Origin of the sequence: Microcoleus sp. Pol10D4 (assembly GCF_036701555.1) — a bacterium.
In the GTDB taxonomy this organism is placed as follows: Bacteria; Cyanobacteriota; Cyanobacteriia; order Cyanobacteriales; family Microcoleaceae; genus Microcoleus.
This window is the reverse complement of the sequence record NZ_JAUBRA010000011.1, coordinates 102,175-122,773: the sequence shown is the minus strand read 5'-3', so window position 1 is coordinate 122,773 and position 20,599 is coordinate 102,175. Positions and strand designations below refer to the sequence as shown.

24 protein-coding genes and 1 pseudogene are annotated in these 20,599 nt (G+C 43.9%); 13 read left to right on the top strand and 12 right to left on the bottom strand.

The features are described 5' to 3' along the window. Positions 1 to 122 (top strand): annotated as a pseudogene (locus QUA36_RS09120) (IS630 family transposase); the annotation flags it as partial. On the opposite strand, the gene QUA36_RS09115 reads toward QUA36_RS09120, so the two are convergent. Further along, positions 119 to 313 carry a DUF4087 domain-containing protein gene (locus QUA36_RS09115; RefSeq protein WP_333456954.1) on the bottom strand — a complete coding sequence of 65 codons (195 nt, stop codon included), beginning with the start codon at positions 311 to 313 and terminating at the stop codon, positions 119 to 121. The pseudogene QUA36_RS09120 and the gene QUA36_RS09115 sit on opposite strands and share 4 nt — an antisense overlap. A 244-nt stretch (positions 314 to 557) precedes the next feature. Between QUA36_RS09115 and QUA36_RS09110 the strand changes: the two genes are divergently transcribed. Further along, on the top strand, positions 558 to 752 hold the full coding sequence (locus QUA36_RS09110) for a hypothetical protein (protein ID WP_333456952.1): 195 nt from the start codon (positions 558 to 560) through the stop codon (positions 750 to 752). A gap of 104 nt (positions 753 to 856) precedes the next feature. On the opposite strand, the gene QUA36_RS09105 is transcribed toward QUA36_RS09110, so the two are convergent. The 4 genes from QUA36_RS09105 to QUA36_RS09090 form a co-directional block, all read right to left on the bottom strand. Beyond that, positions 857 to 2,038, bottom strand: coding sequence for a hypothetical protein (locus tag QUA36_RS09105; RefSeq protein WP_333456950.1), 1,182 nt, complete (start codon positions 2,036 to 2,038; stop codon positions 857 to 859). A gap of 463 nt (positions 2,039 to 2,501) precedes the next feature. Beyond that, on the bottom strand, positions 2,502 to 2,864 hold the full coding sequence (locus QUA36_RS09100) for a hypothetical protein (protein ID WP_333456948.1): 363 nt from the start codon (positions 2,862 to 2,864) through the stop codon (positions 2,502 to 2,504). Positions 2,865 to 3,812: 948 nt separating this feature from the next. Next, entirely contained in the window at positions 3,813 to 4,235 is a 423-nt protein-coding gene (locus QUA36_RS09095; protein ID WP_333456947.1) for a hypothetical protein, read from the bottom strand. Positions 4,236 to 4,554: 319 nt separating this feature from the next. Further along, positions 4,555 to 5,142: a hypothetical protein gene (locus QUA36_RS09090; RefSeq protein WP_333456945.1), complete on the bottom strand. Its 588-nt coding sequence runs from the start codon at positions 5,140 to 5,142 to the stop codon at positions 4,555 to 4,557. A 449-nt stretch (positions 5,143 to 5,591) separates the two neighbouring features. Between QUA36_RS09090 and QUA36_RS09085 the strand changes: the two genes are divergently transcribed. The 9 genes from QUA36_RS09085 to QUA36_RS09045 all read left to right on the top strand — a co-directional run bounded on the left by QUA36_RS09085 (position 5,592) and on the right by QUA36_RS09045 (position 11,928). Next, positions 5,592 to 5,816, top strand: a complete 225-nt coding sequence (locus QUA36_RS09085; protein ID WP_333456944.1) for a hypothetical protein — start codon at positions 5,592 to 5,594, stop codon at positions 5,814 to 5,816. A gap of 81 nt (positions 5,817 to 5,897) precedes the next feature. Beyond that, the gene (locus tag QUA36_RS09080) at positions 5,898 to 6,086 is read left to right on the top strand and encodes a hypothetical protein (RefSeq protein ID WP_333456942.1); all 189 of its coding nucleotides are present in this window, start codon (positions 5,898 to 5,900) and stop codon (positions 6,084 to 6,086) included. A gap of 75 nt (positions 6,087 to 6,161) precedes the next feature. After that, entirely contained in the window at positions 6,162 to 6,488 is a 327-nt protein-coding gene (locus QUA36_RS09075) for a hypothetical protein (RefSeq protein ID WP_333456940.1), read from the top strand. A gap of 4 nt (positions 6,489 to 6,492) precedes the next feature. Beyond that, positions 6,493 to 6,786, top strand: a complete 294-nt coding sequence (locus QUA36_RS09070) for a hypothetical protein (protein ID WP_333456938.1) — start codon at positions 6,493 to 6,495, stop codon at positions 6,784 to 6,786. 47 nt (positions 6,787 to 6,833) lie between these two features. Beyond that, positions 6,834 to 7,130, top strand: a complete 297-nt coding sequence (locus QUA36_RS09065; protein ID WP_333456936.1) for a hypothetical protein — start codon at positions 6,834 to 6,836, stop codon at positions 7,128 to 7,130. Between the two features lie 115 nt (positions 7,131 to 7,245). Continuing rightward, the gene (locus tag QUA36_RS09060; protein WP_333456934.1) at positions 7,246 to 7,788 is read left to right on the top strand and encodes a hypothetical protein; all 543 of its coding nucleotides are present in this window, start codon (positions 7,246 to 7,248) and stop codon (positions 7,786 to 7,788) included. Between the two features lie 94 nt (positions 7,789 to 7,882). Beyond that, positions 7,883 to 10,231: a hypothetical protein gene (locus tag QUA36_RS09055; protein ID WP_333456933.1), complete on the top strand. Its 2,349-nt coding sequence runs from the start codon at positions 7,883 to 7,885 to the stop codon at positions 10,229 to 10,231. Between the two features lie 8 nt (positions 10,232 to 10,239). After that, the gene (locus QUA36_RS09050; protein ID WP_333456931.1) at positions 10,240 to 11,073 is read left to right on the top strand and encodes a hypothetical protein; all 834 of its coding nucleotides are present in this window, start codon (positions 10,240 to 10,242) and stop codon (positions 11,071 to 11,073) included. 15 nt (positions 11,074 to 11,088) lie between these two features. Further along, positions 11,089 to 11,928, top strand: a complete 840-nt coding sequence (locus tag QUA36_RS09045; RefSeq protein WP_333456929.1) for an ATP-dependent DNA ligase — start codon at positions 11,089 to 11,091, stop codon at positions 11,926 to 11,928. Between the two features lie 140 nt (positions 11,929 to 12,068). Here QUA36_RS09045 and QUA36_RS09040 read toward each other — a convergent pair whose 3' ends face one another. The 4 genes from QUA36_RS09040 to QUA36_RS09025 all read right to left on the bottom strand — a co-directional run bounded on the left by QUA36_RS09040 (position 12,069) and on the right by QUA36_RS09025 (position 17,436). Beyond that, a complete protein-coding gene (locus QUA36_RS09040) occupies positions 12,069 to 12,632 on the bottom strand; it encodes an HU family DNA-binding protein (RefSeq protein WP_333456927.1) in 564 nt (187 codons plus the stop codon). A 151-nt stretch (positions 12,633 to 12,783) separates the two neighbouring features. Beyond that, positions 12,784 to 15,492 (bottom strand): hypothetical protein, encoded by a 2,709-nt coding sequence (locus QUA36_RS09035; protein WP_333456925.1) that lies wholly within the window; start codon positions 15,490 to 15,492, stop codon positions 12,784 to 12,786. Next, entirely contained in the window at positions 15,482 to 16,900 is a 1,419-nt protein-coding gene (locus tag QUA36_RS09030; RefSeq protein ID WP_333456924.1) for a hypothetical protein, read from the bottom strand. Before QUA36_RS09030 ends, QUA36_RS09035 begins: the two co-directional genes overlap by 11 nt. 113 nt (positions 16,901 to 17,013) lie before the next feature. Next, positions 17,014 to 17,436, bottom strand: coding sequence for an RNase H family protein (locus tag QUA36_RS09025; RefSeq protein ID WP_333456922.1), 423 nt, complete (start codon positions 17,434 to 17,436; stop codon positions 17,014 to 17,016). Positions 17,437 to 17,525: 89 nt separating this feature from the next. Between QUA36_RS09025 and QUA36_RS09020 the strand changes: the two genes are divergently transcribed. Continuing rightward, positions 17,526 to 18,050, top strand: a complete 525-nt coding sequence (locus QUA36_RS09020; RefSeq protein ID WP_333456920.1) for a hypothetical protein — start codon at positions 17,526 to 17,528, stop codon at positions 18,048 to 18,050. On the opposite strand, the gene QUA36_RS09015 is transcribed toward QUA36_RS09020, so the two are convergent. Further along, positions 18,041 to 18,706 carry a hypothetical protein gene (locus QUA36_RS09015; RefSeq protein ID WP_333456918.1) on the bottom strand — a complete coding sequence of 222 codons (666 nt, stop codon included), beginning with the start codon at positions 18,704 to 18,706 and terminating at the stop codon, positions 18,041 to 18,043. The two genes, QUA36_RS09020 and QUA36_RS09015, sit on opposite strands and share 10 nt — an antisense overlap. Before the next feature lie 37 nt (positions 18,707 to 18,743). Between QUA36_RS09015 and QUA36_RS09010 the strand changes: the two genes are divergently transcribed. Further along, positions 18,744 to 19,310: an HNH endonuclease signature motif containing protein gene (locus QUA36_RS09010; RefSeq protein ID WP_333456917.1), complete on the top strand. Its 567-nt coding sequence runs from the start codon at positions 18,744 to 18,746 to the stop codon at positions 19,308 to 19,310. Here the strand turns inward: QUA36_RS09010 and QUA36_RS09005 are convergent, their stop codons facing one another. Both QUA36_RS09005 and QUA36_RS09000 read right to left on the bottom strand, forming a co-directional pair. Continuing rightward, on the bottom strand, positions 19,311 to 19,601 hold the full coding sequence (locus QUA36_RS09005; protein WP_333456915.1) for a hypothetical protein: 291 nt from the start codon (positions 19,599 to 19,601) through the stop codon (positions 19,311 to 19,313). Positions 19,602 to 19,617: 16 nt separating this feature from the next. Further along, positions 19,618 to 20,439: a DNA cytosine methyltransferase gene (locus QUA36_RS09000; protein ID WP_333456914.1), complete on the bottom strand. Its 822-nt coding sequence runs from the start codon at positions 20,437 to 20,439 to the stop codon at positions 19,618 to 19,620. Positions 20,440 to 20,599: the final 160 nt, after the last annotated feature.

Below are 20,599 nucleotides of genomic sequence, written 5' to 3'. Positions count from 1 at the left end.
GATTATTTGAATCCCTTGAAAAACTAGAAGCACTGTTACATAAACTTTTAAATGAAGGAGGACTAATTATAAAATGGAACCGAAAAATAAAAAATAAAGGTAACTTAGTTAATGCAGTTTAGATGTCGAACAGCTTATCATCCATTCCTTTAGCTTCATATCCCCCTTGCTGCGAGATAATCCAACGACCATCTTTGTCTACTAAATACCAATTGCGAGGCGTGGGATTATGCAACCATCCGCACCTAGTCTCAACTGCTTTAGCAGGAAGGACAACGATAAAAATAGATGAAATAATAACGGATATAAACAAGTTTCTCTTCATAAATTTAAGATTAGTTAATTTTTACCCAATTATAGCAAATTCATCAGCATTGATTAATGCAGGTGAAGCAGCAGCTCAATCCCGCAGTCCCTACTTGTTTGATTGCGAGAAAAGTTGGAGTTCCCGGAACTGCTGCTTATGGACGGAGAATTGGCGAAGGTAAGAGTAGAATAGCACCCTAATTTCCTCCCAGTTACTCAAGCATACTGTACGACTTCATCAACTTGAGCCGATGCTAGTGGACAATGAGCCAGAGTTTACAAAGGTGGCGTTGCAGGCGATCGCTCTGAACATCCCGAAACTCCTGAAACTGCCTATGATGATGACGCTGGGTAAGTTTTGGTGTTTAGAGGCGATCGCTCAAGAATACAACCTCGTGATTTTCTTTGTATCTCCACTCATTCTGAGCAATCCTATGGGCGCATGACCAGTCGCATATTTGAGTGTCACTTATGTGAGAGACAAGAAATGGTGTTTTAGGACAGCAAGCTTTTCTGTTAGCTAGCTGTCCTCTACTTCTCCAATAAACTGCTAGACCACACTAATTGTTTGACCGTTGGTTAGACGGTTGAAGTCATACTTTGTGCTACCCGCTATGAGTTCTTCAAAGCCAGAGGTATTCATAATAATGCTACCCTTGGTGAAGTTTACCCCTGTTCGCGATATTCCAACAGTATAACTTCCTGATGTTAACTCCAGTGTGTCTTTACCGTTTCCGCCATCGAAATTACCACTACCAAAACCCTTGAGATAGTCTTTATCATCTCCTAAAAACACGCTACCACTGCCATTAAAACCTGCGTCTGCAATGATAGAGTCGTTACCATCACCAGTATTAATCACACCGTCACTAAAACCACCCTCATTATAAATGACACCAGTGCTAGTGATTGTGTCGTTACCATCCCCAGTATCAATGACGCTGTGGTTGGCAAGGGCATGGTTAGGAAAGAATTTAGAGGGAGTGAGAGCAAGGGAATCGTTACCCTCTCCTAAAAATACCCCGCCGCCAGAGTTGTAAAGTCCTCCCTGTAAAAGGATGGAGTCGTTACCACTACCAGTATCAATTGTACCGCCGTTGACGCTACTGTATAGCGGCAAATTGCCATTGTGCTCAGCAATGATGGAGTCGTTACCATTACCAGTATTAATGCTGCCGTTGTTGTAGAGAATGTAATAATTGCCATTAGCAGTTATTTGGTCGTTACCATCACCAGTATCAATGCTGCTAGAGTTAGTGATAGCACTGCCCTTGCTGCTTGTACCACTGATTATGTCATTGCCACCGCCGGTCTTTATAGACCCAGAGTTGGAAATCCCACCGGAGTTGGTACCAATGCCAGTTATGATGTCGTTGTCATCTCCAGTATCAATGGTGCCGGATTGATTAAAAAGACCGAAAGTTCTGCTAGTACCCGTAATTACGTCCTTGCCATTTCCAGTATTGATGGTGCCGAGGTAGTTCGAGAGCCCGATACCATAATCACTGGTGCCAGTGATTGTATCGTTATCATCTGAAGTATTAAGCGTGCCGATGTTATAGAAGCCGCTGATACCAACTCCCTCACTGTCAAGGCTGGTGCTAGTTCCCGTGATGATGTCCTTGCCAGCAAGAGTATTAGCAATGCCAGTATTGACTATTTCATCCACCCCGGACGCTGGGACAACATCAGCCTGTTCAGTAAACATTAGATTGAAAAGTTCGATCGCCATTGGAAGACCTCGCTATTAAGAAACAAATGGAAGAAAGTTAGATGTTATACCTCATATTTGTATCCCAATTTACAATATTCTATTGTGCCGTGTTTTATTTCTTAACATAGTCAAGATTATTTTGATGAGACAGCTTGCTCCTAAAGGTTGTATTACTTAAAAAATTGCAATAATTGACGGCTATTATTCTGACAGTGAATGGTTTCAGCATTAGAATAGAAAATCGCACATTCAACTAGACACAAGAGTTTTGAATGTGAAGTAATAGTTGATTATGCTTCGGTTTCATAGCATTTGAACAACCAGCCCACACAGAGTATCATCGTTATCTAGGGTTTGCTGAATAATCGATCGCTTTGCAAAAACCAACAGTGATCGATATATTCAAGCCGAATTAAGTAAAAGTCTGAGCTGCTTCAACTCTTAGGGGCTATCCGTAGATTGCAATCGCGATATCGATCTCTCAATCTTCTTCTCCTTCCACAACCAACTGATACACCCTCAAACTCGGATGTTCGCCAATCAGTCGCCAAACATATCCTTCAACCGTTGGTGTAGGTCGCGCTCCTTGGCGGTACAGGAATATCGGCTCGTTTCTCATCAATGCCGTGAATATCTCCCGCTCTCTGTCTTTGCCATCATCCCAGATTAGGTGAGCTTTGCCGATGTAGCCCGCACCCATCAAACTACCAAACAGCCATTCCATGAGAGCTTGCTGCTCGTCTTGGGTCAGCATGGATTCACCGTAGCTATCGATTATGGGTATTTTAGATTTGGGCTTGAGTGATGCGATGAGAGCGGTGGCGAGGTTGATGTATTTTTTCATTAGTCGGTGGAGATGTGTCTACCAAATATTATGCAATCACAGCGACTTGGAAAAAATCTGGCATCAACTCAATCTCTACTCATTGGGTTTTACGATCGGCACCGCAATTGAGACTATTTACAACTTGGCGCTTGCTATACTATCGCCTTGACATTGTAAATCTTAGCCCCTTAGCAATCTGGCGAATGTGTTCCTTGTTCGCCGACAACGTGAGGTGATTATAGTTTGCCCCATTCAGGCGAATCGGTGTGGGATAGCGGACAATGAGCGTTGCCATTCTTTCCATCGCCGGATCTTGGTCGGATGAAGGCAAAATTAAACAGGCTGGGCGACCCTGGATTTGTAACCTCTGCACCTGGGGACGAGTACCATAGGGATTTAGTCTATGATTCAGTGCATCCTTACAAACCTTTTGAATCGTTGACGATGGTGACGACAACCCCATTATCTGGAAGAATCCATTAGCACCACTGAAGCGTTCTTCATAGCCCTTGGTAGGTCGCCAATTGCTGGGGTAGCTCAAGCTAACACCATACGTCGAATTCTTGTATTGCTTTGTACTGGAAGCAGGTTTACGTGAAACTTGAATTTGACTAACTGATGGGGAAAGCTGGCTGCTACTACTCTCTGGAGAGAGTATTCCCGTGAGTGCCACGAATGCTAAAACTCCTAGGCTACACAAGAATGACGATCGATAAACAATGTTTTTCATAAATTTTCTCGAAATGCTCTAGAGGGCTTATGCAAACAGCTAGAAATCGCGCTTTTTTCAAGGACTGTTTAGTTATTTAACAATCTCTGTGAATTGGAACAATCTCGAACTGTTACTGATACCTTTCGCTCGCATTTACCTATATCCGGTTTTTATAATAGCATTTCCTGTTTTTGGCGGCTTTATGGCTTTAGGGGATTGAGGATGCAGAGATGGTGTAGAAACTCTAAAGGCTGCTATTCCATAACGCTATTTTTGTTACCAAATGCTTCCCAATAACATTGATGTGCATTTTTGAGATTTTCAATGGTTATGGGATATCCATTATCGAGAGTAAGAGTGAAGCTTTGGTACCGTGTTTGCACCAGTCCTGCAACGCATCCTATTGTAAGGATGTTGTTTTGATTTTGTGTTGCTGACAGGATTTCCGGTTCATAGGTAGCAATCGTCAACAACTCTTGAGTCCATTCCTCATCCGTAAAATTCTGATACTCAAAAATATCACAACTATCCAATTGTACAATAATTGCGTTTCCATCTTTGCTAAACATATGACGGAGATACTCAATTTCAATAGTGAGGAGTCGCGTATCTTGTCGAGGTGCTGCAATCTTGGCAATCGTTCCATCATGCAGAAGGTTCCATAAACTGAGTGTCATAGTAGCATTCAAGATATTTCGCATTCCTCAAGAGAGGTTCCGACTCAGACTCAATAACTATGAACGACTAATTCTTACAGTCTGTGGGTTAGCCAGGTTGCGGCTTTAGTGTTAAAAATCTGTCTCTAAACAATGGTTAAATTGGCTCTCTTAATTTTCTTAACCGCCACAACATTAGAAGTTAGCTATTTTTTTCTCTAATTCTTCTGATCCTTTTTCAGCATACCTAGCTGAAATTCAAATCGATCCATGTTTGATTCAGGGATGGCTGGCTGTTCCTCTATGGTTCCTAACTTTAAAATACCAAATTGCAGCAGTTTTACTTCCCGAACGGTTGTCCCCACCACTGCCAGCATTCTTTGTTGAAAGGCGATCGCCATTTGTAAATAAGCTCTGACTCTAGTTGCAGCCGTTGTTTTCGATTACCCGGCGCTCCATACCAAAATGCTATGGCTACACTCACATCCAGGGAATAACGCCGATGCAGCTCGATGTAGTTAGCAATGTAGGTGTGACAATCGTGGCTCATCCATCGTTGCTTGGGAGTACGGTTTGTTTCTCCTATATACAGCACCAAGGGGAGTTCGTTGTCGATAACGAAGTAGAGGCAAGTACGATCGCCCCCATCCGGTTTCTCACAAAATGAGAGATTGTGCAGTTCCAGGGCAAAGGGGTCTATGTTGTTGGGGTCACAGGGATTTGGTGCGAGCTCGAATAGACTTCCCTGTCGCGGTTGGTCAGCACCTTGAGATTGTTGGTGTTCAAGGATGCGCTGTTTCCAGGAATGCAGCGCCTCACAACTCATTGTTAACTGAGGAGATTTCGGGGTTCTGGCTTTGGGCTTAAATTCAGGGAAAAGTTCGATTTCCGACACGGGTTTAAAGATTAGTTGGACGATCGCTGTCAAGTTTAGCTCAAGGAAATTCTACCAAATACCACGCTCCCGGTAGTAATGTCTCCAAATATGGAACGGGTTACTGTCACAATTATACCAAACTGATGACAGCGGTTGTTTAAAATATTAGCAAAATCTTGAGATTCAGCTACAGATTTCTTGGCAGCTCGATGTTAAGGAAAGTTTATTGAGCCAAGTTTCAGAAACTGTCGGATTCACATTGCCCTTATATTCGATCGATTCTTAGCTTTTCATAATAAATCAAATCACAGCTTTTGCACTTCTTACGGGCTGATGACAATCCAAGGGAAAGGAAAATCATCATGCTTCGCTTTGGGGGGATGATGTTTTGGCTCCCTAACTATGAGAATCTATCATCGTTTTGGCTCCCTCCAAGAAAGAGCTGAATCATTTCTGCCAATATCTGAACGTTTGACTTATTCTAGACTTTCGGCAAACTCATGAATCTAGAGGAATTAGTAAAGTTTCTGAAATATGAAACTGACCTCAACAGATTCTTTGATTCCACTGCTGGATACTATTTTCAGAACCAAGTGCTTCCATCACCAACCGAAGCTCAAAGGGTAAAAATAGCCCTAGCAATAAGCGACCAGATAGAAGGTAAGCAGCCTCAAAGTACCGACGCAACCTATCTAGCAGCATATAAAATTGCAGAATCTGTTTAACTATTGACCACTCTCATTCTACTGGGAGGTCAGATCTCCTACTAACCCTCAAATACATGGCAAGAGATTTAAGTGCTTACAATGTACCAGCTTACTGCTGCTATTCCTGCCCCTTTGGTGGGAGAAAACCGATCGACCTCCCCCCCGATCGACTTACATACTATTACGATCAACTCCTCAATGGCGGCTCCCAGCACTTATGCCACAGCGCGGAAAAAACTATTTGCCGAGGCGGACGAACTATTCAACTCCGATGGTTTTGTTCGTTAGGTATCATTGAAGAACCTACCGATGAAGCTTTCAATCAAGCTGTTGCAGAAATTGAATTGAAGAGAAACAAAAACGATGGAAACACTAGAAACGATGGAAAAACAGAAAACATCTCAGAAACACATTGATTTGTTTCTGAAACCCCAAGATTGTTTCTTCTTGTACAATCCCTCTAATTGGTGTCCTGGCTGGGCGATCGGTCAAATTGAGCTTCCTATCCCTACTAGCTATTCCCGTTGCTTGACTTTGGTTCGTGATGCTGAAGGTGGCTGTCATTGGGTTTCTGCTAAAAATGTTGCCATTCGTGGGGAAAATCATCGTCAGACTCATCTTTTTGAGACTTACTCCGCTACTCGCTTCGATTGGACAAAAATCAACAGTTTTAAGCCAATTGTTTGGTAACTCTATGGAAACCTTAAAAATTACTCAAGAACACATTACTTGGTTTGCTGAACCAAAAGACTGTTTCTTCCACTATGGCAACAATTGGTGTCCGGGTTGGGCGGTTGGTCAAATTGAACTTCCGATCGTTCCCTATTACTCCCGTTCCTTTACCTTAGTTCGAGATTGTAGTGGCGAAAGTCATTGGTTTCCTGCCAACAAGGTTTTGTTTCGCGGTGACTGTCATTTATTCGACAGTTACATCGGAAACACATTCGATTGGACGAGAATCCACACTTTCCAACCTCTGGTTTCCTAACTTCTTACCTAACAGCAGCAGTTTACCAGTTCGCTACTGGTTTTTTTATGCTCAATTCCCCCGTTCCCAACACTAATGCTGATGCTCCTTCTTTGATTCAACACAGATTCGTTATCTGTTACGCCTATTATTCGATCGGTGCTGCCACTGAAAATGGTAGTATTCTGTTCTTGGCTAACTATGAAAATCCTGAATGGGTTACTGATTTTGAAGAAGCCTATTTCTTCGAGTCTAAGGAAAAGGCAGAAAAAGCAGTCGCGACTTTACAAGCCAACTTCAAAGCTAATAATTTCGCCAAAGATTCTGTCTCTGTTATTGTAGTCAATTGGTCAGAATCCGATTAACAATTTTGGCTTTTATCTCTATAACAAATGGGGATAAAAGTCAACTTTTTAGTCTATAAACTCAAAAGCAGAAAAGGGGGATAAGCTAAAAATAATTTATTAGTTGATTACGGACATGGTGTTAACAGCAGGACTAGCAACAAAACTACTGCGATCGACGATTGCCGACTACAATTTCTGGCCTCAATCAGAAAGTGATTCGCCTTTATCAATTAAACGAGCGAAACAGCCGTTTGACGAACCAGCAATTTTATCCAGAGACGCTTCAATGCGGAGAGCTGCACTCAAAGCGATGAATCCTCTGCTGACTACTTACAAACCACCGACTAATCGCCGAATTGAGTACCAGAATTTAGACCAACTGTTTCAGCCATTGATTAAAAATGCGTTGGCTGAACTCGCAACCGTCTCGCAAGCGTTGGCAGGTGAAATGCCAGCACCAGAAGCATACTTTAGCATTTTGATGCCGATCGAAGCTGTGGAGTATTTGACTGAACTTTACCAAACATTCAGTCAATTACAAAATACCAAAGTTGTCTTGGTTCATGATGATGACGGAGACAATACCAGCCCTGATGCTTATACAACTTTGATGATTGCTGGAGAATCAGCCGAATATGAAATTATTTTAGCTCAAGCTGTTTTGATTCAAACATAATTTGAACCTTCAGCTTAGTTTTGACTTCTCTCTTTCTTGGTGTCGATACCGAGAAAGAGAGTATTTCTTTATCGAGGTTTAGGATTGTAAATTAATGCCAATTAGAATCACAGCTCCAACTCAACCCAGCATTCAAGTCGGGGGCTTGCCCTACTCTCTCCCAGTAACCGCAGTCACTGACACTAACACCAATACCGATGTTCGTTTTAAATTGAATGGTGTAGTCGTCGGCACAGATACCACAGCCACGAATGTAGGAACTACGGCTGCACCTATCTATCAATTTGGAATGTCAATTCCAATTAATACCCCAGGTGTTCATCTTATTGAAGTCGAGGATATTTCTGGTACAGCTCCTGTTACAGTTCGATCGACCGCTCAAATTAATTTTGAAGTCAAGGTCAATGCTCCTACAATTTCACTCCGTGTTCCTGTTCTTTACTCAGGGCAAACCGTCGTAGTTGCTGATGTCGAGCATATCCCGACTAATGCGTTCGTTCGGTTCAAGTTGAATGGAATTGTCATCAAAGAATCTCCCTGGATTCCATTCGAGACACCCATCACACAAAATGGAACTCTCATTGCTGATTTGATGCTCGGCACGAGTATTTTGACCACTGCGACCCGCGATGTTGCTCTCATTCCTCCCGAACCTGCCATTGTTGGGCCTCAAGGTCCGATCGGTCCTCCTGGCCCAAAAGGTGAACCAGGCCCGAAAGGTGACAAAGGCGATCGTGGTGATGTTGGCGCTCCCGGTGCGACTGGCCCGGCTGGCGCTCAAGGAATTCCAGGGATTCCAGGCTCTCAAGGGATGCAAGGTATTCAAGGCGTTCCCGGCGTTGATGGCTCACCTGGTGCAGTCGGTGCTACCGGCCCGATTGGCGATAAAGGCGATCGTGGTGAAACAGGAATCCCCGGTATCCCCGGTATTAAAGGAGACAAAGGTGATCGGGGCGAAACCGGATCTCAAGGACTTCAAGGAATTCCGGGTGCAGTTGGCGCAGCAGGCAGCAGCGGTGAAAAAGGCGAACCGGGCGCTCAAGGTAGCCAGGGGTTACAAGGCGCACCGGGCCCGATCGGACTTACCGGCCCTCAAGGAAATCCCGGCATTCAAGGCGTTCCCGGTGAAAGAGGTTTACCAGGTGAACCGGGCAGTCCTGGGCCAGAAGGTTTACAAGGAATTCCCGGCGCTGCGGGCCCGAAAGGCGATCGCGGTGAACCAGGTTTGACCGGCCCGGCTGGTGCTACTGGCGAAAAAGGCGATCGAGGCGAGCAAGGCATCCCCGGTGATATGGGCCCTATTGGTTTGACTGGTGCTAAAGGCGATCGTGGTGAGCAAGGAATTCCAGGCGTACCGGGTGAAATTGGGCCGGCTGGTGCGATCGGTTCGGCAGGTGCAACAGGAGCTCAAGGGCCTCAAGGACTTCGTGGCGAACAAGGGCGACCCGGTTTGATTTGGCGCGGCAACTGGAACGCAACCACGAACTACGCCATGTTCGATTCCGTTGCACATGGTGGGAGTTCTTACATTGCCAATGCCCCGAACATCAACTCACCACCGCCGTCTTTGGCTTGGACTCTGGGAGCAAAACAAGGCGATCCAGGGCCTCAAGGAAATCCCGGAGCCAAAGGTGATACTGGCGAACCCGGCCCCACTGGTTTGACTGGTTCAACAGGAATGCAAGGCGCACCCGGCCCCGCTGGAATTCAAGGGCCTCAAGGACTTAAAGGTGATGTCGGAGCTACAGGAGCGATTGGCGCCACTGGCCCAAAAGGAGATACCGGAGCGCTCGGAGCCAAAGGTGATACTGGAGCGCAAGGTATTCCGGGTCCGAAAGGTGATATCGGAGCAAAGGGTGATGTTGGGCCACAAGGAAATCCAGGGGTTGCTGGCCCGATCGGTTATACCGGCCCTAAAGGTGAGGTTGGTCTGCCTGGTGCGACCGGAGCCACTGGTGCTCAGGGGGTTGCTGGCCCGAAAGGTGATGTCGGCGCGAATGGCCCAACTGGGCCTCAAGGCATTCAAGGCATTGCGGGTGCTGTGGGGCCGATCGGCCCGAAAGGAGACACGGGAGCCACCGGGCCAGCCGGGCCAGCCGGAATTGTTTGGTCAGCGCCAGTATCGTTACCTTTGGCGAGTGGGGCTACGGGCAGCGTAACTTATCAAACCTGTGGAAAATTGGTACGGCTAAATGTGGATGTCACGATAACATACACAAACGTTTCAGGGTTGTTAATTTGTGCTGGTATGCCCAACACAATCTTTAATACTTGGTTCCATTCCACAGCAATGATTTTCCGACCTGATTTAACAATTGCTGCAACGGGACAATGGGGCTTAATGAGATATCAACCAAATAACCGAGAATTAGCATTGATGTTTGACAAAATTGTCAATGAAACTGTGCGATGTGTCAGCAATTTCATCATGGCAGTTAACTAAGAAAAACCATGACTTTTGTAGCAGAAGTACCAAATACTTACAATCCAGCTAAAGAATACATGGTTGGATTTTGGTTAAGCAGCCCAAAGCTTAATGGAGTTCGTTGTATTTACACACGCGATGGTGCAAGTCGGGGATTGAGAAGTCAGACTTTGACCACGCGATTTGTAGGATTCGATCGACTTGAGTTAGCTTGTCGCGCCATCTGTGACGCTAACAATTTGTCATTCATCGACGGCGAGCTGTTCATTCCTGGTAGAAGTTTCGAGGAACTTACGGTATTAGTTCGCGATCGAGCTAACTACGAACTTGCTGAAAAATTTGCTGTTGAATTCCGAGTTTCTGCTGTTAGTTCGGCAACAAATCCCGCCCTAACAGCACAACAAATGATGGATCTCATGCAGCAAATCATTCCGGCACAGGGAATGATTAGTTTGATTCCTCAAAAACTCATTCGGAACACACCTCTAGGCGTTTTGGATGAGGCAACCACCGTTCTTAATTCTGGAGGAACTGAAGGAATTATTCTCAGAAATCTGGACTCAGTTTATTCTGGGGTGCGATCGGACAATCTTCTTAAAGTGAAGGGGATAACAAGCGGAATCTTTACTGTCGTTGGGTTTACGCAAAATCCAATAGTGGGTTACGTGAGTTATATGTCCGTTGAAGGCATGGTGAATGGAGTTAATAAAGTTTCTCGTGTTTACGGCTTAAACGACGAAGAGGAACAGGATTTGTGGATGAACCGAGATTCTTATATCGGCAAACAAGTTCAAATAGTTTACATGGGAGTAACAGCTACTGGTAATCTCCGAAGCCCTGCTTTGGGTCGATTTGTTTAATGAGGAGCAAGAATAATGCTATTACAATTAGCAAATACTTACAGTCCCACCAAAAACTATGGTGTTGCTGAATGGCTCAGTAGCCCCAAACTGGATGGAGTGCGCTGTTTGTATGAGAATCCGACCAGTGGATTGAGGAGTCGATCGGGTTTGACTCGATATTCAGGACTTACCGAAATTGAGCAAATCTGTGAAAGCATCCGGCTAGCAAACAATTTGTCTTTCATTGACGGTGAGCTTTACATCCCCGGAGAACCTTTCGATAGAATTTCTGGGATTGCTCGATCGACGAAAACTACAGCAACTGTTGTCGAAGGGAAACAGAGGATGGAATTTCGCATTTTTGCGATCGGCTTCACTCAATATCCGAATATCCCGGCAGCAGACGAATATAGCCAGGTTCAGCAAATCTTTCCGGCAATGGGGAAGGTTAGCTACGTTCCGCAGAGGTTGATTCAGAATAATCCTCTGGTCATTCAAGCTGAAGCCGACTCAATCAAAGCATCAGGACAATCGGCGGAAGGGATAATGCTGAGGAATCCGAACTCTGTTTATTTCCAGGGTCGATCGATCGCACTTTTGAAGGTCAAGAATTTTGTGAAAGACCGCTTGCCAGTTACCGGGTTCACCAAAGGCTCAGGAAAATATTCTGCATCACTAGGTAATCTCTTAGTTGCCGGCTATCTCAACGAGCGGATTGTCAATGCCAAAGTCGGCACTGGATTTACGGATGCCGAGCGATCGACTATTTGGGCTAACCAAGCTAATTATATGGGTAAAATAGTCGAAGTCATCCATCTTGGCATTACTGCTACTGGAGCTTTGAGACATCCTGTTTTTTCTGCTTTTGTTTAAACTTGCTAAGAAATTCTAACCAATTCTTAGAAATTGTTAGAAACAAGAAACATGAAAAAAACCTGAGCGTGGGTGCAGTCACTCAGGTTTTTTTGTGCAGTTCGTTCGTCGCCGATTCAGTTTAGCTGAAGCTCTTCTTATTAGACCAGTCCTACAAGTTCAGGAATGCTCCCTGCTAATTTCCAACCAGTGGCAGCAGAGTAGATTGGAGTATTTGCACCGACTCCCCACTTAGATAGATCCTGGCTCGTAACTTCGATAAAGCTACCGTCTGGGGCTTTGATTTGCCAGATAATTGGTGGTGCCGAAGGAGTAAGCAACTCGGCTGGAATTGGAGGAGGCAAAACAGGAGCTGTTGGAGCTGCTACCGGGGTAGGCGCGAGAGCTGCTCCAGGAGCTGGAGTCAGTACAGGGCTTGCTACTGGAGTTATTTCAGTCGAAGTTGTTTCAGTCGAAGTTTCAGAAGCACTTGTACCGGCATAAACCCTTTCAAGGAACTTCCTGTCAAACCTAATTTTCGGTCGGCGAGTAGGCTTGTAAGTGGTAGGTTTGCCTGTTCTTGGGTTTCGTCCTTCCCGTTCTGGTTTTTCAATCAATGAGAAAGTGCCAAACCCTTCGATTTTGATATCCTTTCCGCTTTCTAGAGAAGCGACGACACTGGAGATAACTTCTCCAAATGGGAGATTTTCAACAACTGAAGCCATAATTAAAATTTTGATTGAGATAGACGCTTGATTTGATTATGCCCTAGTTTTTTTAAAAGCACAATAAATCACAAACATTTTTCTCATTTTTAGCTATGAAATCGGCATAAAAGTGGTAGTATTTACCACTTGTCGTAAATACCACTCATCGTTAATTAGGTGGTAAACCAAAATCTTCAGGGCTATAAAGACCTGCTGGCATTTTCCCATTTAAGAAATCAATCTGCTCTTGACTCAGGGATTGATTAAATAAACGAACTGTTTTGGTAATAGTTCTACCCGCTTCATCCATATATTTGCCATCGGTATAAATCCGCATTTCACGAGTTTCACCGATCGCCACTTTACTTCGATATTTTTCACCAACCCATCCAAGGGGGAAATAGCCGATATTTTTGGTACTGTCGGGATACCTCATATCGATCGCCAGTTCCATCCGTGCGGCTTGCTGACCCACAGCAGGTTTCAGACGTTGAACAATGCGAATCAGAACATTCTGTCCAGTCCATTCACCTCGGCTCCAGACATTTGGTTCTTGTTTGTGAACGTTGAACACATTGAAGTAGGGCAAAGTATCGGGGTTTTCTTGCAATTCAGTCACGATTTCTTCTCTGAATAGATTGAACACCAACGAGCCAGTGCTGAGCTCAGTAGCTTTAAAGTGAACCGCGCGCCAGTAAGCAGCAGCCCAAGATTTATCGGTGTAAGGCTCACCGTTGGCATCAGCAAATTGTTCAAGAGCTGAGTTTTTGAGAGCTTGGTATTTAGCGGAGACTTCCCGGAGTTTGGTAGTGTCACCCTCGTTTTGTTCCTTCCATCTGATCGCCGCTCCCATCTCTGAGCCATATCCCTTGCGCTGTTCAAACGCAAAATCCATCTGTTCTTGGGCTACCTCTACATCTACAAAAAGCGCATTGTGAAACGAGTTGATGTCGATGTTAGTTTCTAGCTGAGCTGGTCGCCAGTAGGAGTTGACTACTTTGACGAGTCGGGAAATAGTGTCGATCGCATCGTCGGCAACGGCGCAGGGTCGAGTTAGAAAAGTGTCCTTCTCCTTAAAATCTTTGAGCCAGGGAATTTTGCCCGCATCTCCCAGACCGTTGAGATAATCAGTAACCGCCTTCAAACCCTTATCATTATTGGGATATGCCGATTTGAGGGAGTCTACGGCTATTTGCAATTCCTGACTCAGGAAGTTGATGATAGCCATCTCTTTTGGCTCAGTCTGCATTCCTCCCGGCGGGATGTTCAGGACTATTCCTTCTACTCCCGCTGCTCTGGCGCGACCCAACAAGGAGGCCACTACACCGGTGATGTCGTTCATCGAATTGATTGCGACTTCTTGGAGTGCTCCGGTCAGCGCCATTTTAGGAAGCTTGTCAACTTCAGGAGGTTTGTCGAAATTGGCGATCGCATCTCTCAAGTTGGGATACTCTTTGGAGGCGATGAGCTGAACAAAGTCACCATCAAAGTCTCTGCCCAGACTCAGCATGAGCTTGGTGGATGCCGCCATGAGGTTCGTCCCCCGGGTATAAGTGCCTTCAATTCTGTTAATCCACAGTTGGCAGTCTCCCCAATGCCTCATGGGATTGCAAAATACGATGTACTCACCGGGAGCCATACCAGGTGCACAGAAAACTTTCTCGCTAAAAGTGGTTTTTCCGTTATTGTCGGTGCTTTCGTATTTTTGAAAATACTCATCTGGTTGGGACATCAATGACCAGAAACGAACCCCCGCAGCCTTTGCTAAATTCAACCAAACTGCCTGAAGTCTTTCTGCTACCTTACCTGTGATGTAAGGATGAAGCAGAAGTCGTCCTTTGATATCGTATTTAATTATCTCCATTGCAGTATTGACATATTCAGCTTCTGACTGAATACTATCGCCTTGTTCGCGTTCTTGTTCTGCTTCTACTTGATGGATTCTCAACTCTTTAGCCAGAGCTTGAATGGAGTTAGTAGCAGCTACTAACTTCTCACATTTCGTGCGGAGTCGGCTAATTATTTGGTCTTGTTCTAGTGTTTCAAATTTGAACCATTGGAATAGCATCCAACCAGCTTTAGCCATGCGTTTTTCTCCTTCAAATACCAACCCACAAAGCAGTTTTTCTTTGTAGTTTCCGAGTGCGGGTTTGTTGCCTTTGAGTGAACTCCACGGAATGACTAAATCATAGCCAGACCCATCTAATTCTGGATTGTAGGCGATCGTACCCTTTGCAACCCACTTTTTAAATGAGGCTATCCGAAATTGGAGGGGAATTCCTTCGTCATTAGGTAAGTGAACATCACCTGTTCCAAGTATAGTAAGAAACTCCTTAGACCCCTTAGCATGGCTGTCTCCGCTGTTCCAGTGTCTACCATTAGTGGGGTCATCTTGGGGATTACCTTGAGCATCACGCCGGGTATCATCTACAATGACAAAGTTAAATTCTTTACCGACTAAGTGCTTGCATCCGGTGTGCATGATACTCCCGTAAATGATGCGCTTCCATTGCTCAGTTACTTTGCTGCCATAGTAGTTTGAGCCAACCGGAGCCATATTAAAAGTGAATCGCCCGTGGTTACGAGAGCCACTAGCTAAGTCCAGGATATATCGATCGTTCTTATTAGCAATAAAGGGGTCGAGGAGAGCAGCAGTCTTGGTGTTTTCGGGAATTTGTCCAATACAAAATCGCTCTTTACCAGCGTCTTGATGCCAGCCAGAGAGAAGGATATTGCGGAGAGTTACTTTAGGAGTGTTTGACCATTGTTTAAGCACACAATCCCAAACTGACCAAACAGCAGTAGTAGCAATTTGTCCTAAGCTCTCATCAACCCAAGAATATTCAAGGTCGTAATCCGTAGGCATATTAGTCGCCAAAGTAGAATTTTCCTGTTGCTATTTTAGCAACTTTGTCCCCTCCTAATGTAGTAATAATATCGTCCTTGGGAATAAGAATTGGTTCATCGGGATTGGTTAAATCATAGCCAAGAATAAATTCGCGTTTAGCGTTTAGTCCAACTCCGATCATTTTCTCGATCGGCACAAGAGCTTTATTTTTTAAACTTCTTGCATTACTCTTCAATTTCTCAAGAATTTCAACTTGATTCGTGTCGTACATATGGGATAACGACAAGTTAAACTTTCTTGGTGTTTTATCACCAATATCTGCGAAAACGTAAAGGAATTCAGCGAGATCAGTTCGGTTTCTCATGGCGGTGGCAATGATAACGGCTGCACCAATTATAGGAGCTGCCCAAGCCATCAAATAAGCCCAACCACTTGCTTGCATTCCTGTGGTTCCAAAGAGGCGGGGCAACAGACTTGCTCCAGCTTTCAAAGCAGATGCCGCTAAATATCTAACCGCTTCAGCACCCCCTGAACTGCCAGAGAGTTTGAGAACCATCGACACCACGGTATTCGTCAGCGCTGGCAACAAAACTGCGGGAATATTGAACGATTTCAAGAAAAAGCTTCCGAGAAGCCAACTTGCAATGCTTGTGAGTACACCCACTGCCCCTGCAATCGTAGCTGCTCCTCCCACAGCGATCGGCACCAGTGCAGTATTTAGGACGGGCGGACGGCTGTAAATGGAACTGATGGAGTGGCTGTAGGTTGAACTGATGGAGTATGGATTGTGAGCAATGATGTTAGGAATCGTGTTGGTAGTCATAGCAATCCGTGCGGCCTCTGCCCGTCGGATACGTGCGCGAGCGTTCCGGCGTGGATTCCCGGTCAGAGATTCGATCGTTGCTAAAATCTCAGCCTTAAGTTGCTCGACTTTAGTAAGAGCTTGTGATTTCCATGTCTCTATTTGAGCTTCGGCTGTGGCTCCCCCTTGCTGAATTGCTCGAATGTCGGCCTCAATCGAGTCGATCGTTACTGATAAATTAGGCAAATTCAACGATTCGTTGTACGCCATCACTGATGCTTCATAAATTGCTTTTTCTCTGGTACTGGGAAGGAGACTGGCTAACTCTTGCTGACCTTTGCCTGCTAGGTTTGTGAATGCTTTGCTGTTGTAGGCACGGTTGATACCATTAAGCGTCTCCAAAAATACCAAACTGCAATCAATGACCGTTGTTCCTACATTTTGGGATGCTACTAATAAATCTTTGACACCTGCCATCACTGGATTTGCCATAATAAATTGAATATGGGGCAGGCTAAAATACCAATCTTTCCCGCTACTTACCCCTTGATTGACAGCATCGGCTACTGTCAGAATGGATTTTCCTGCCCATACGTTATCGGCGAGCTGTGTTCGTAAATAATCAAATTGACTCATCGTTTTGCCCTAAATACTGCGCTGAAAGTTAGCTTATTTTAACATACCATAATTGGACATTGTAACTATTAACAATGCCCAATTTGCGATTAAGTTAAGCTAAAATTTAGCTCTCAAGAATTGACAACTTGTTCTTTGGCTAGTCGATCGCACTCACTCAACTCAGGAGTTGAATTCCGCGACAGCCACAGCCATGTGATGTCATGAACTTTTACTAACTTATCAAGTTCTTCCCACAAATCTTGGTTAGCGTTACGTTTCCAACCTTTAGCCATCGTATTTACGACGTAGGTTGAATCCGAGAACAGTGTAACTTTGCAAGGTTTCTTGAGAGCTTTCAAAGCTTCGATCGCTGCTGTTAATTCCATGCGATTGTTAGTAGTGGTTGTGTCAGATTTACCACTAATCGCTTTTTTATTGGACTTACCTGGAATTGTGAGGATTGCAGCCCAACCACCAGGTCCAGGATTTCCTGAACAAGCACCATCACAATGAATATTCACTACACGTTTTGTTTCTGTTTCTGTTACTATCATTAACTTAAAAAAAGAACATCAAAACCTAAAAGCGAAGCTACCTGAAACCTTAATTCTTGCTATAATATAACAAACAATTGAGAGTTTTTATGTCAGATAACAGTGATTTATCCAAGGAAAATGAGCGTTTGTTGGCAGAGAATACGGAATTGTTGATCGAGAATACGGAATTAACAAAGTACAACACGGATTTGATAATAGAAACGTTGAGAATCCAAGCAGAAAATCTGAGACTAAATAACCGCTTGGTGGAGATGAACGAGTTAGGAAAATCAATGTATAGGGAGTTTAAGCTCGATCGACCGAATGGAAGTTTGACTGAGAATAATAGAGAATTCATAGAGCTGAAAAGTGGCGGAATCCTCTATTTTGTTCAGTATGTGGATGAAAATGAGAAATCGTACATATCAACAGAAGGTTTAACAGCAGAGGGTGATATAGCTCCTAAGCTTTATTATTTCGGCTACGCTGTGTTTTTCATGGTAGAAGAACTGGTACGACAAGGATTTAGTGGTCTGCCTGACAGATTTTTAAAGTTGTTCGATCAGAATCCCAAGTTTTTAAAGTATGTCGTCAAAGAGTTTGACAGGGTGATGGCAATGGATTATTTATAAGCCCAGCGAAGAAGCTCATGAGCGGTCAAAGAATAGTTAACTCGATGTTTGGTTGAGGAAAAGGCTCTACGTGCTTCATGGACTAAGCGATCGATATCTGGCAGAACCAGAGAATCAAGCTGGTTTTCGTTCATGAAATCAGCAATATAAGCAGACATCAAGTAGGTATTTGCCAGAATTAACTTTTTGGGTTCTTCTTCCAGCATTAAAATTTCAGTTGCTGATGTACCGATGACAAAAACCCCATTAGCAAAGTCAGGATGTTTCGATTTAGTGCTAAAAGTTTTCCACTTGCTAGGAACTTCAATCTCGTTCAGTACAGAATCTGAAGAATAATCAAAGTAATCAGCAACCAGTGCAGCAACGAAAGTCTTAAGAATAACTTCGTTGCTGTGCTTATAACTATAACTGCTATTTTCTAAGATTCTTCTAGCTGCTACGGCTACACTCCAGGCTTTTATTACAGTAGAATGAAGAGAAACTACTGTTAGTTCAATTTCTCCATTTCGATCAATCGCTAAGTAAACCGCATGACCCTCAACACCGTCTAACTGGGCAATAAAACATCTCACAATCACCTTTTGACTCCTATTCATCTCCAGAAACAATTTACGTGTGTTTCTGTTTTTGTTTCTGTTTTTGATTTTCGTTTTCATGATTTTATTGAGCTACAAATTAAGGAACGTTTTACTTATGGACGATCGTAGCAAAGAACGGTTTGAAAAACACATTATTAGCAAGGATAATTGCTGGTTAACATATTTATGGTGTAATCAGAGAGGTTATGGTCAATTCCATCTAAAAAGAAGCCGGATAAATGCTTCTCGTGCAAGTTTTCTGATATACAACGGGGAAATTCCTGAAGGTATGTTCGTATGTCACAAATGCGATAATCCACCTTGTGTAAATCCTGAGCATTTATTCCTCGGCACTCATACAGAAAATATGAGAGACATGGTAGAAAAAGGACGCTCTAATAGAGGTTCTAAAAACCCTCAGTCTAAATTGACCGAAAAAGAAGTCTTTCAAATCAAAGCTTTGTTAGTTGAAACTAACTTAACGGTTGAAAGAATTAGTATATTATTTGATGTTTCCCAACGAACTATCGCATACATCAAACAAAACGATATCTGGAAACACGTTAATTATATTGGTAACAGCAATTTTAGTAACACCAACACCGATGTAAACAAAAACAGAAACAGAAACAGAAACAAAAACAAACCTTTAGAATGGAAACAATTGAGTTTATTTGACTAACTAAAGCAATCCCATAATTTGCAAATGTCGATAAACTACAATTTCCTCAATCCCAACTTGACGACCGATTGCCTTCATGGATAGCCCCTCAGCTCTGAGCGATCGAATGCGTTCTCTCAGAGCTTGAATTTGTTCAATGGATTGAGTAACTGGTTCTACTTGCTTAGGATGTAAATTCCATGCCCTGATGCTGCGCTGTACCTTTGCTGCTGTCGTGTTGGTATGTTTGGCTATCTCGGAATAAGACAGCCCTTGACGGTACAAATGGATTTGCTCTTCTACATTGCTCATCTCTTTGCAACAATTACTAATGTTGAGGAAGTAAAGAAGCTAGAAACTGGAGACGCATTAAGGGCACAGTGGCTTGGGGGACGCAGATCGACAGACCTGCTAAGTTGATTGCTTCTGCCCTACCGGAAGTTCTGCGCTCTACTCCCGGTTCCGCTGGCGGGGGATTCATTCTCCACCAGTGGTCATAATGCAATCCAGCCAGGTAGTCGGGAATCCGAGCATCCAAAGGCAGAGTTCGGGATTCAGCTTCTGGGTAGCGGGTAAACGACTTTGCAATTTCAATCTGGTTTCTAAGGTGTTTTGACCAGCCCTCCCACCCTTGCCGTTGCTCAAGGCTAAGGTTGTTGGTGTGGGCAATGACAAACACTCTTTGTCTCTCGTGTGGCGCACCGCACTCCGACGCGCTGACGACTTCAACTTCTGTGTCAAATCCAGCCATTCGCAAAGCTCCCAAGATTGTTCGCAAACCTCTATGAATGACTCCTTTTGGGTTTTCAATAATGACAAAATCTGGCTGGGCTTCAACGATGACTCTGTACATTTCCCACCACAATCCTGATTCAGTTCCTGCCAATCCTTCTTTCTTTCCTGCGTTTGATGTATTTGTGCAAGGAAAACCACCAATGACGATCGTAGGAAAGCCGACTTGTCTGAGTTTGGGTGGATGATATGTTCTGATATCTGACCAGATGGGGATATTAGGAAAGTGTGATTGGAGGACTTTTTGAGCATAAGGATTAATTTCGACAAATTGAAAAGTTTGATATCGATCGCCAAAAACTAATTGTGCTGCTAATTCAAATCCTCCAATTCCTGAAAATAAACTAATCGCTTGCATAAAATCTAATTATGCCCACTGCCAGTAATTATTTTAACGGTTGTTTTTTGCCCAATCGCTCTTTCCCCGCAAACAAGTTAACGCATTTCAGTTTCATCTTAGGTTTCTTTTTATTCTATCATTTGAGCTTTGCTATGAAGTAATAATTTTAGATAATTAA

Excerpts from the sequence above, each read along its gene's own strand:
- QUA36_RS09110 (WP_333456952.1), top strand. The coding sequence starts at position 558 with ATGCTAGTGGACAATGAGCCAGAGTTTACAAAGGTGGCGTTGCAGGCG.
- QUA36_RS09105 (WP_333456950.1), bottom strand. The coding sequence starts at position 2,038 with ATGGCGATCGAACTTTTCAATCTAATGTTTACTGAACAGGCTGATGTT.
- QUA36_RS09100 (WP_333456948.1), bottom strand. The coding sequence starts at position 2,864 with ATGAAAAAATACATCAACCTCGCCACCGCTCTCATCGCATCACTCAAG.
- QUA36_RS09095 (WP_333456947.1), bottom strand. The coding sequence starts at position 4,235 with ATGACACTCAGTTTATGGAACCTTCTGCATGATGGAACGATTGCCAAG.
- QUA36_RS09085 (WP_333456944.1), top strand. The coding sequence starts at position 5,592 with ATGAATCTAGAGGAATTAGTAAAGTTTCTGAAATATGAAACTGACCTC.
- QUA36_RS09080 (WP_333456942.1), top strand. The coding sequence starts at position 5,898 with ATGTACCAGCTTACTGCTGCTATTCCTGCCCCTTTGGTGGGAGAAAAC.
- QUA36_RS09075 (WP_333456940.1), top strand. The coding sequence starts at position 6,162 with ATGGAAACACTAGAAACGATGGAAAAACAGAAAACATCTCAGAAACAC.
- QUA36_RS09070 (WP_333456938.1), top strand. The coding sequence starts at position 6,493 with ATGGAAACCTTAAAAATTACTCAAGAACACATTACTTGGTTTGCTGAA.
- QUA36_RS09065 (WP_333456936.1), top strand. The coding sequence starts at position 6,834 with ATGCTCAATTCCCCCGTTCCCAACACTAATGCTGATGCTCCTTCTTTG.
- QUA36_RS09060 (WP_333456934.1), top strand. The coding sequence starts at position 7,246 with ATGGTGTTAACAGCAGGACTAGCAACAAAACTACTGCGATCGACGATT.
- QUA36_RS09055 (WP_333456933.1), top strand. The coding sequence starts at position 7,883 with ATGCCAATTAGAATCACAGCTCCAACTCAACCCAGCATTCAAGTCGGG.
- QUA36_RS09050 (WP_333456931.1), top strand. The coding sequence starts at position 10,240 with ATGACTTTTGTAGCAGAAGTACCAAATACTTACAATCCAGCTAAAGAA.
- QUA36_RS09045 (WP_333456929.1), top strand. The coding sequence starts at position 11,089 with ATGCTATTACAATTAGCAAATACTTACAGTCCCACCAAAAACTATGGT.
- QUA36_RS09040 (WP_333456927.1), bottom strand. The coding sequence starts at position 12,632 with ATGGCTTCAGTTGTTGAAAATCTCCCATTTGGAGAAGTTATCTCCAGT.
- QUA36_RS09030 (WP_333456924.1), bottom strand. The coding sequence starts at position 16,900 with ATGAGTCAATTTGATTATTTACGAACACAGCTCGCCGATAACGTATGG.
- QUA36_RS09025 (WP_333456922.1), bottom strand. The coding sequence starts at position 17,436 with ATGATAGTAACAGAAACAGAAACAAAACGTGTAGTGAATATTCATTGT.
- QUA36_RS09020 (WP_333456920.1), top strand. The coding sequence starts at position 17,526 with ATGTCAGATAACAGTGATTTATCCAAGGAAAATGAGCGTTTGTTGGCA.
- QUA36_RS09015 (WP_333456918.1), bottom strand. The coding sequence starts at position 18,706 with ATGAAAACGAAAATCAAAAACAGAAACAAAAACAGAAACACACGTAAA.
- QUA36_RS09010 (WP_333456917.1), top strand. The coding sequence starts at position 18,744 with ATGGACGATCGTAGCAAAGAACGGTTTGAAAAACACATTATTAGCAAG.
- QUA36_RS09005 (WP_333456915.1), bottom strand. The coding sequence starts at position 19,601 with ATGAGCAATGTAGAAGAGCAAATCCATTTGTACCGTCAAGGGCTGTCT.
- QUA36_RS09000 (WP_333456914.1), bottom strand. The coding sequence starts at position 20,439 with ATGCAAGCGATTAGTTTATTTTCAGGAATTGGAGGATTTGAATTAGCA.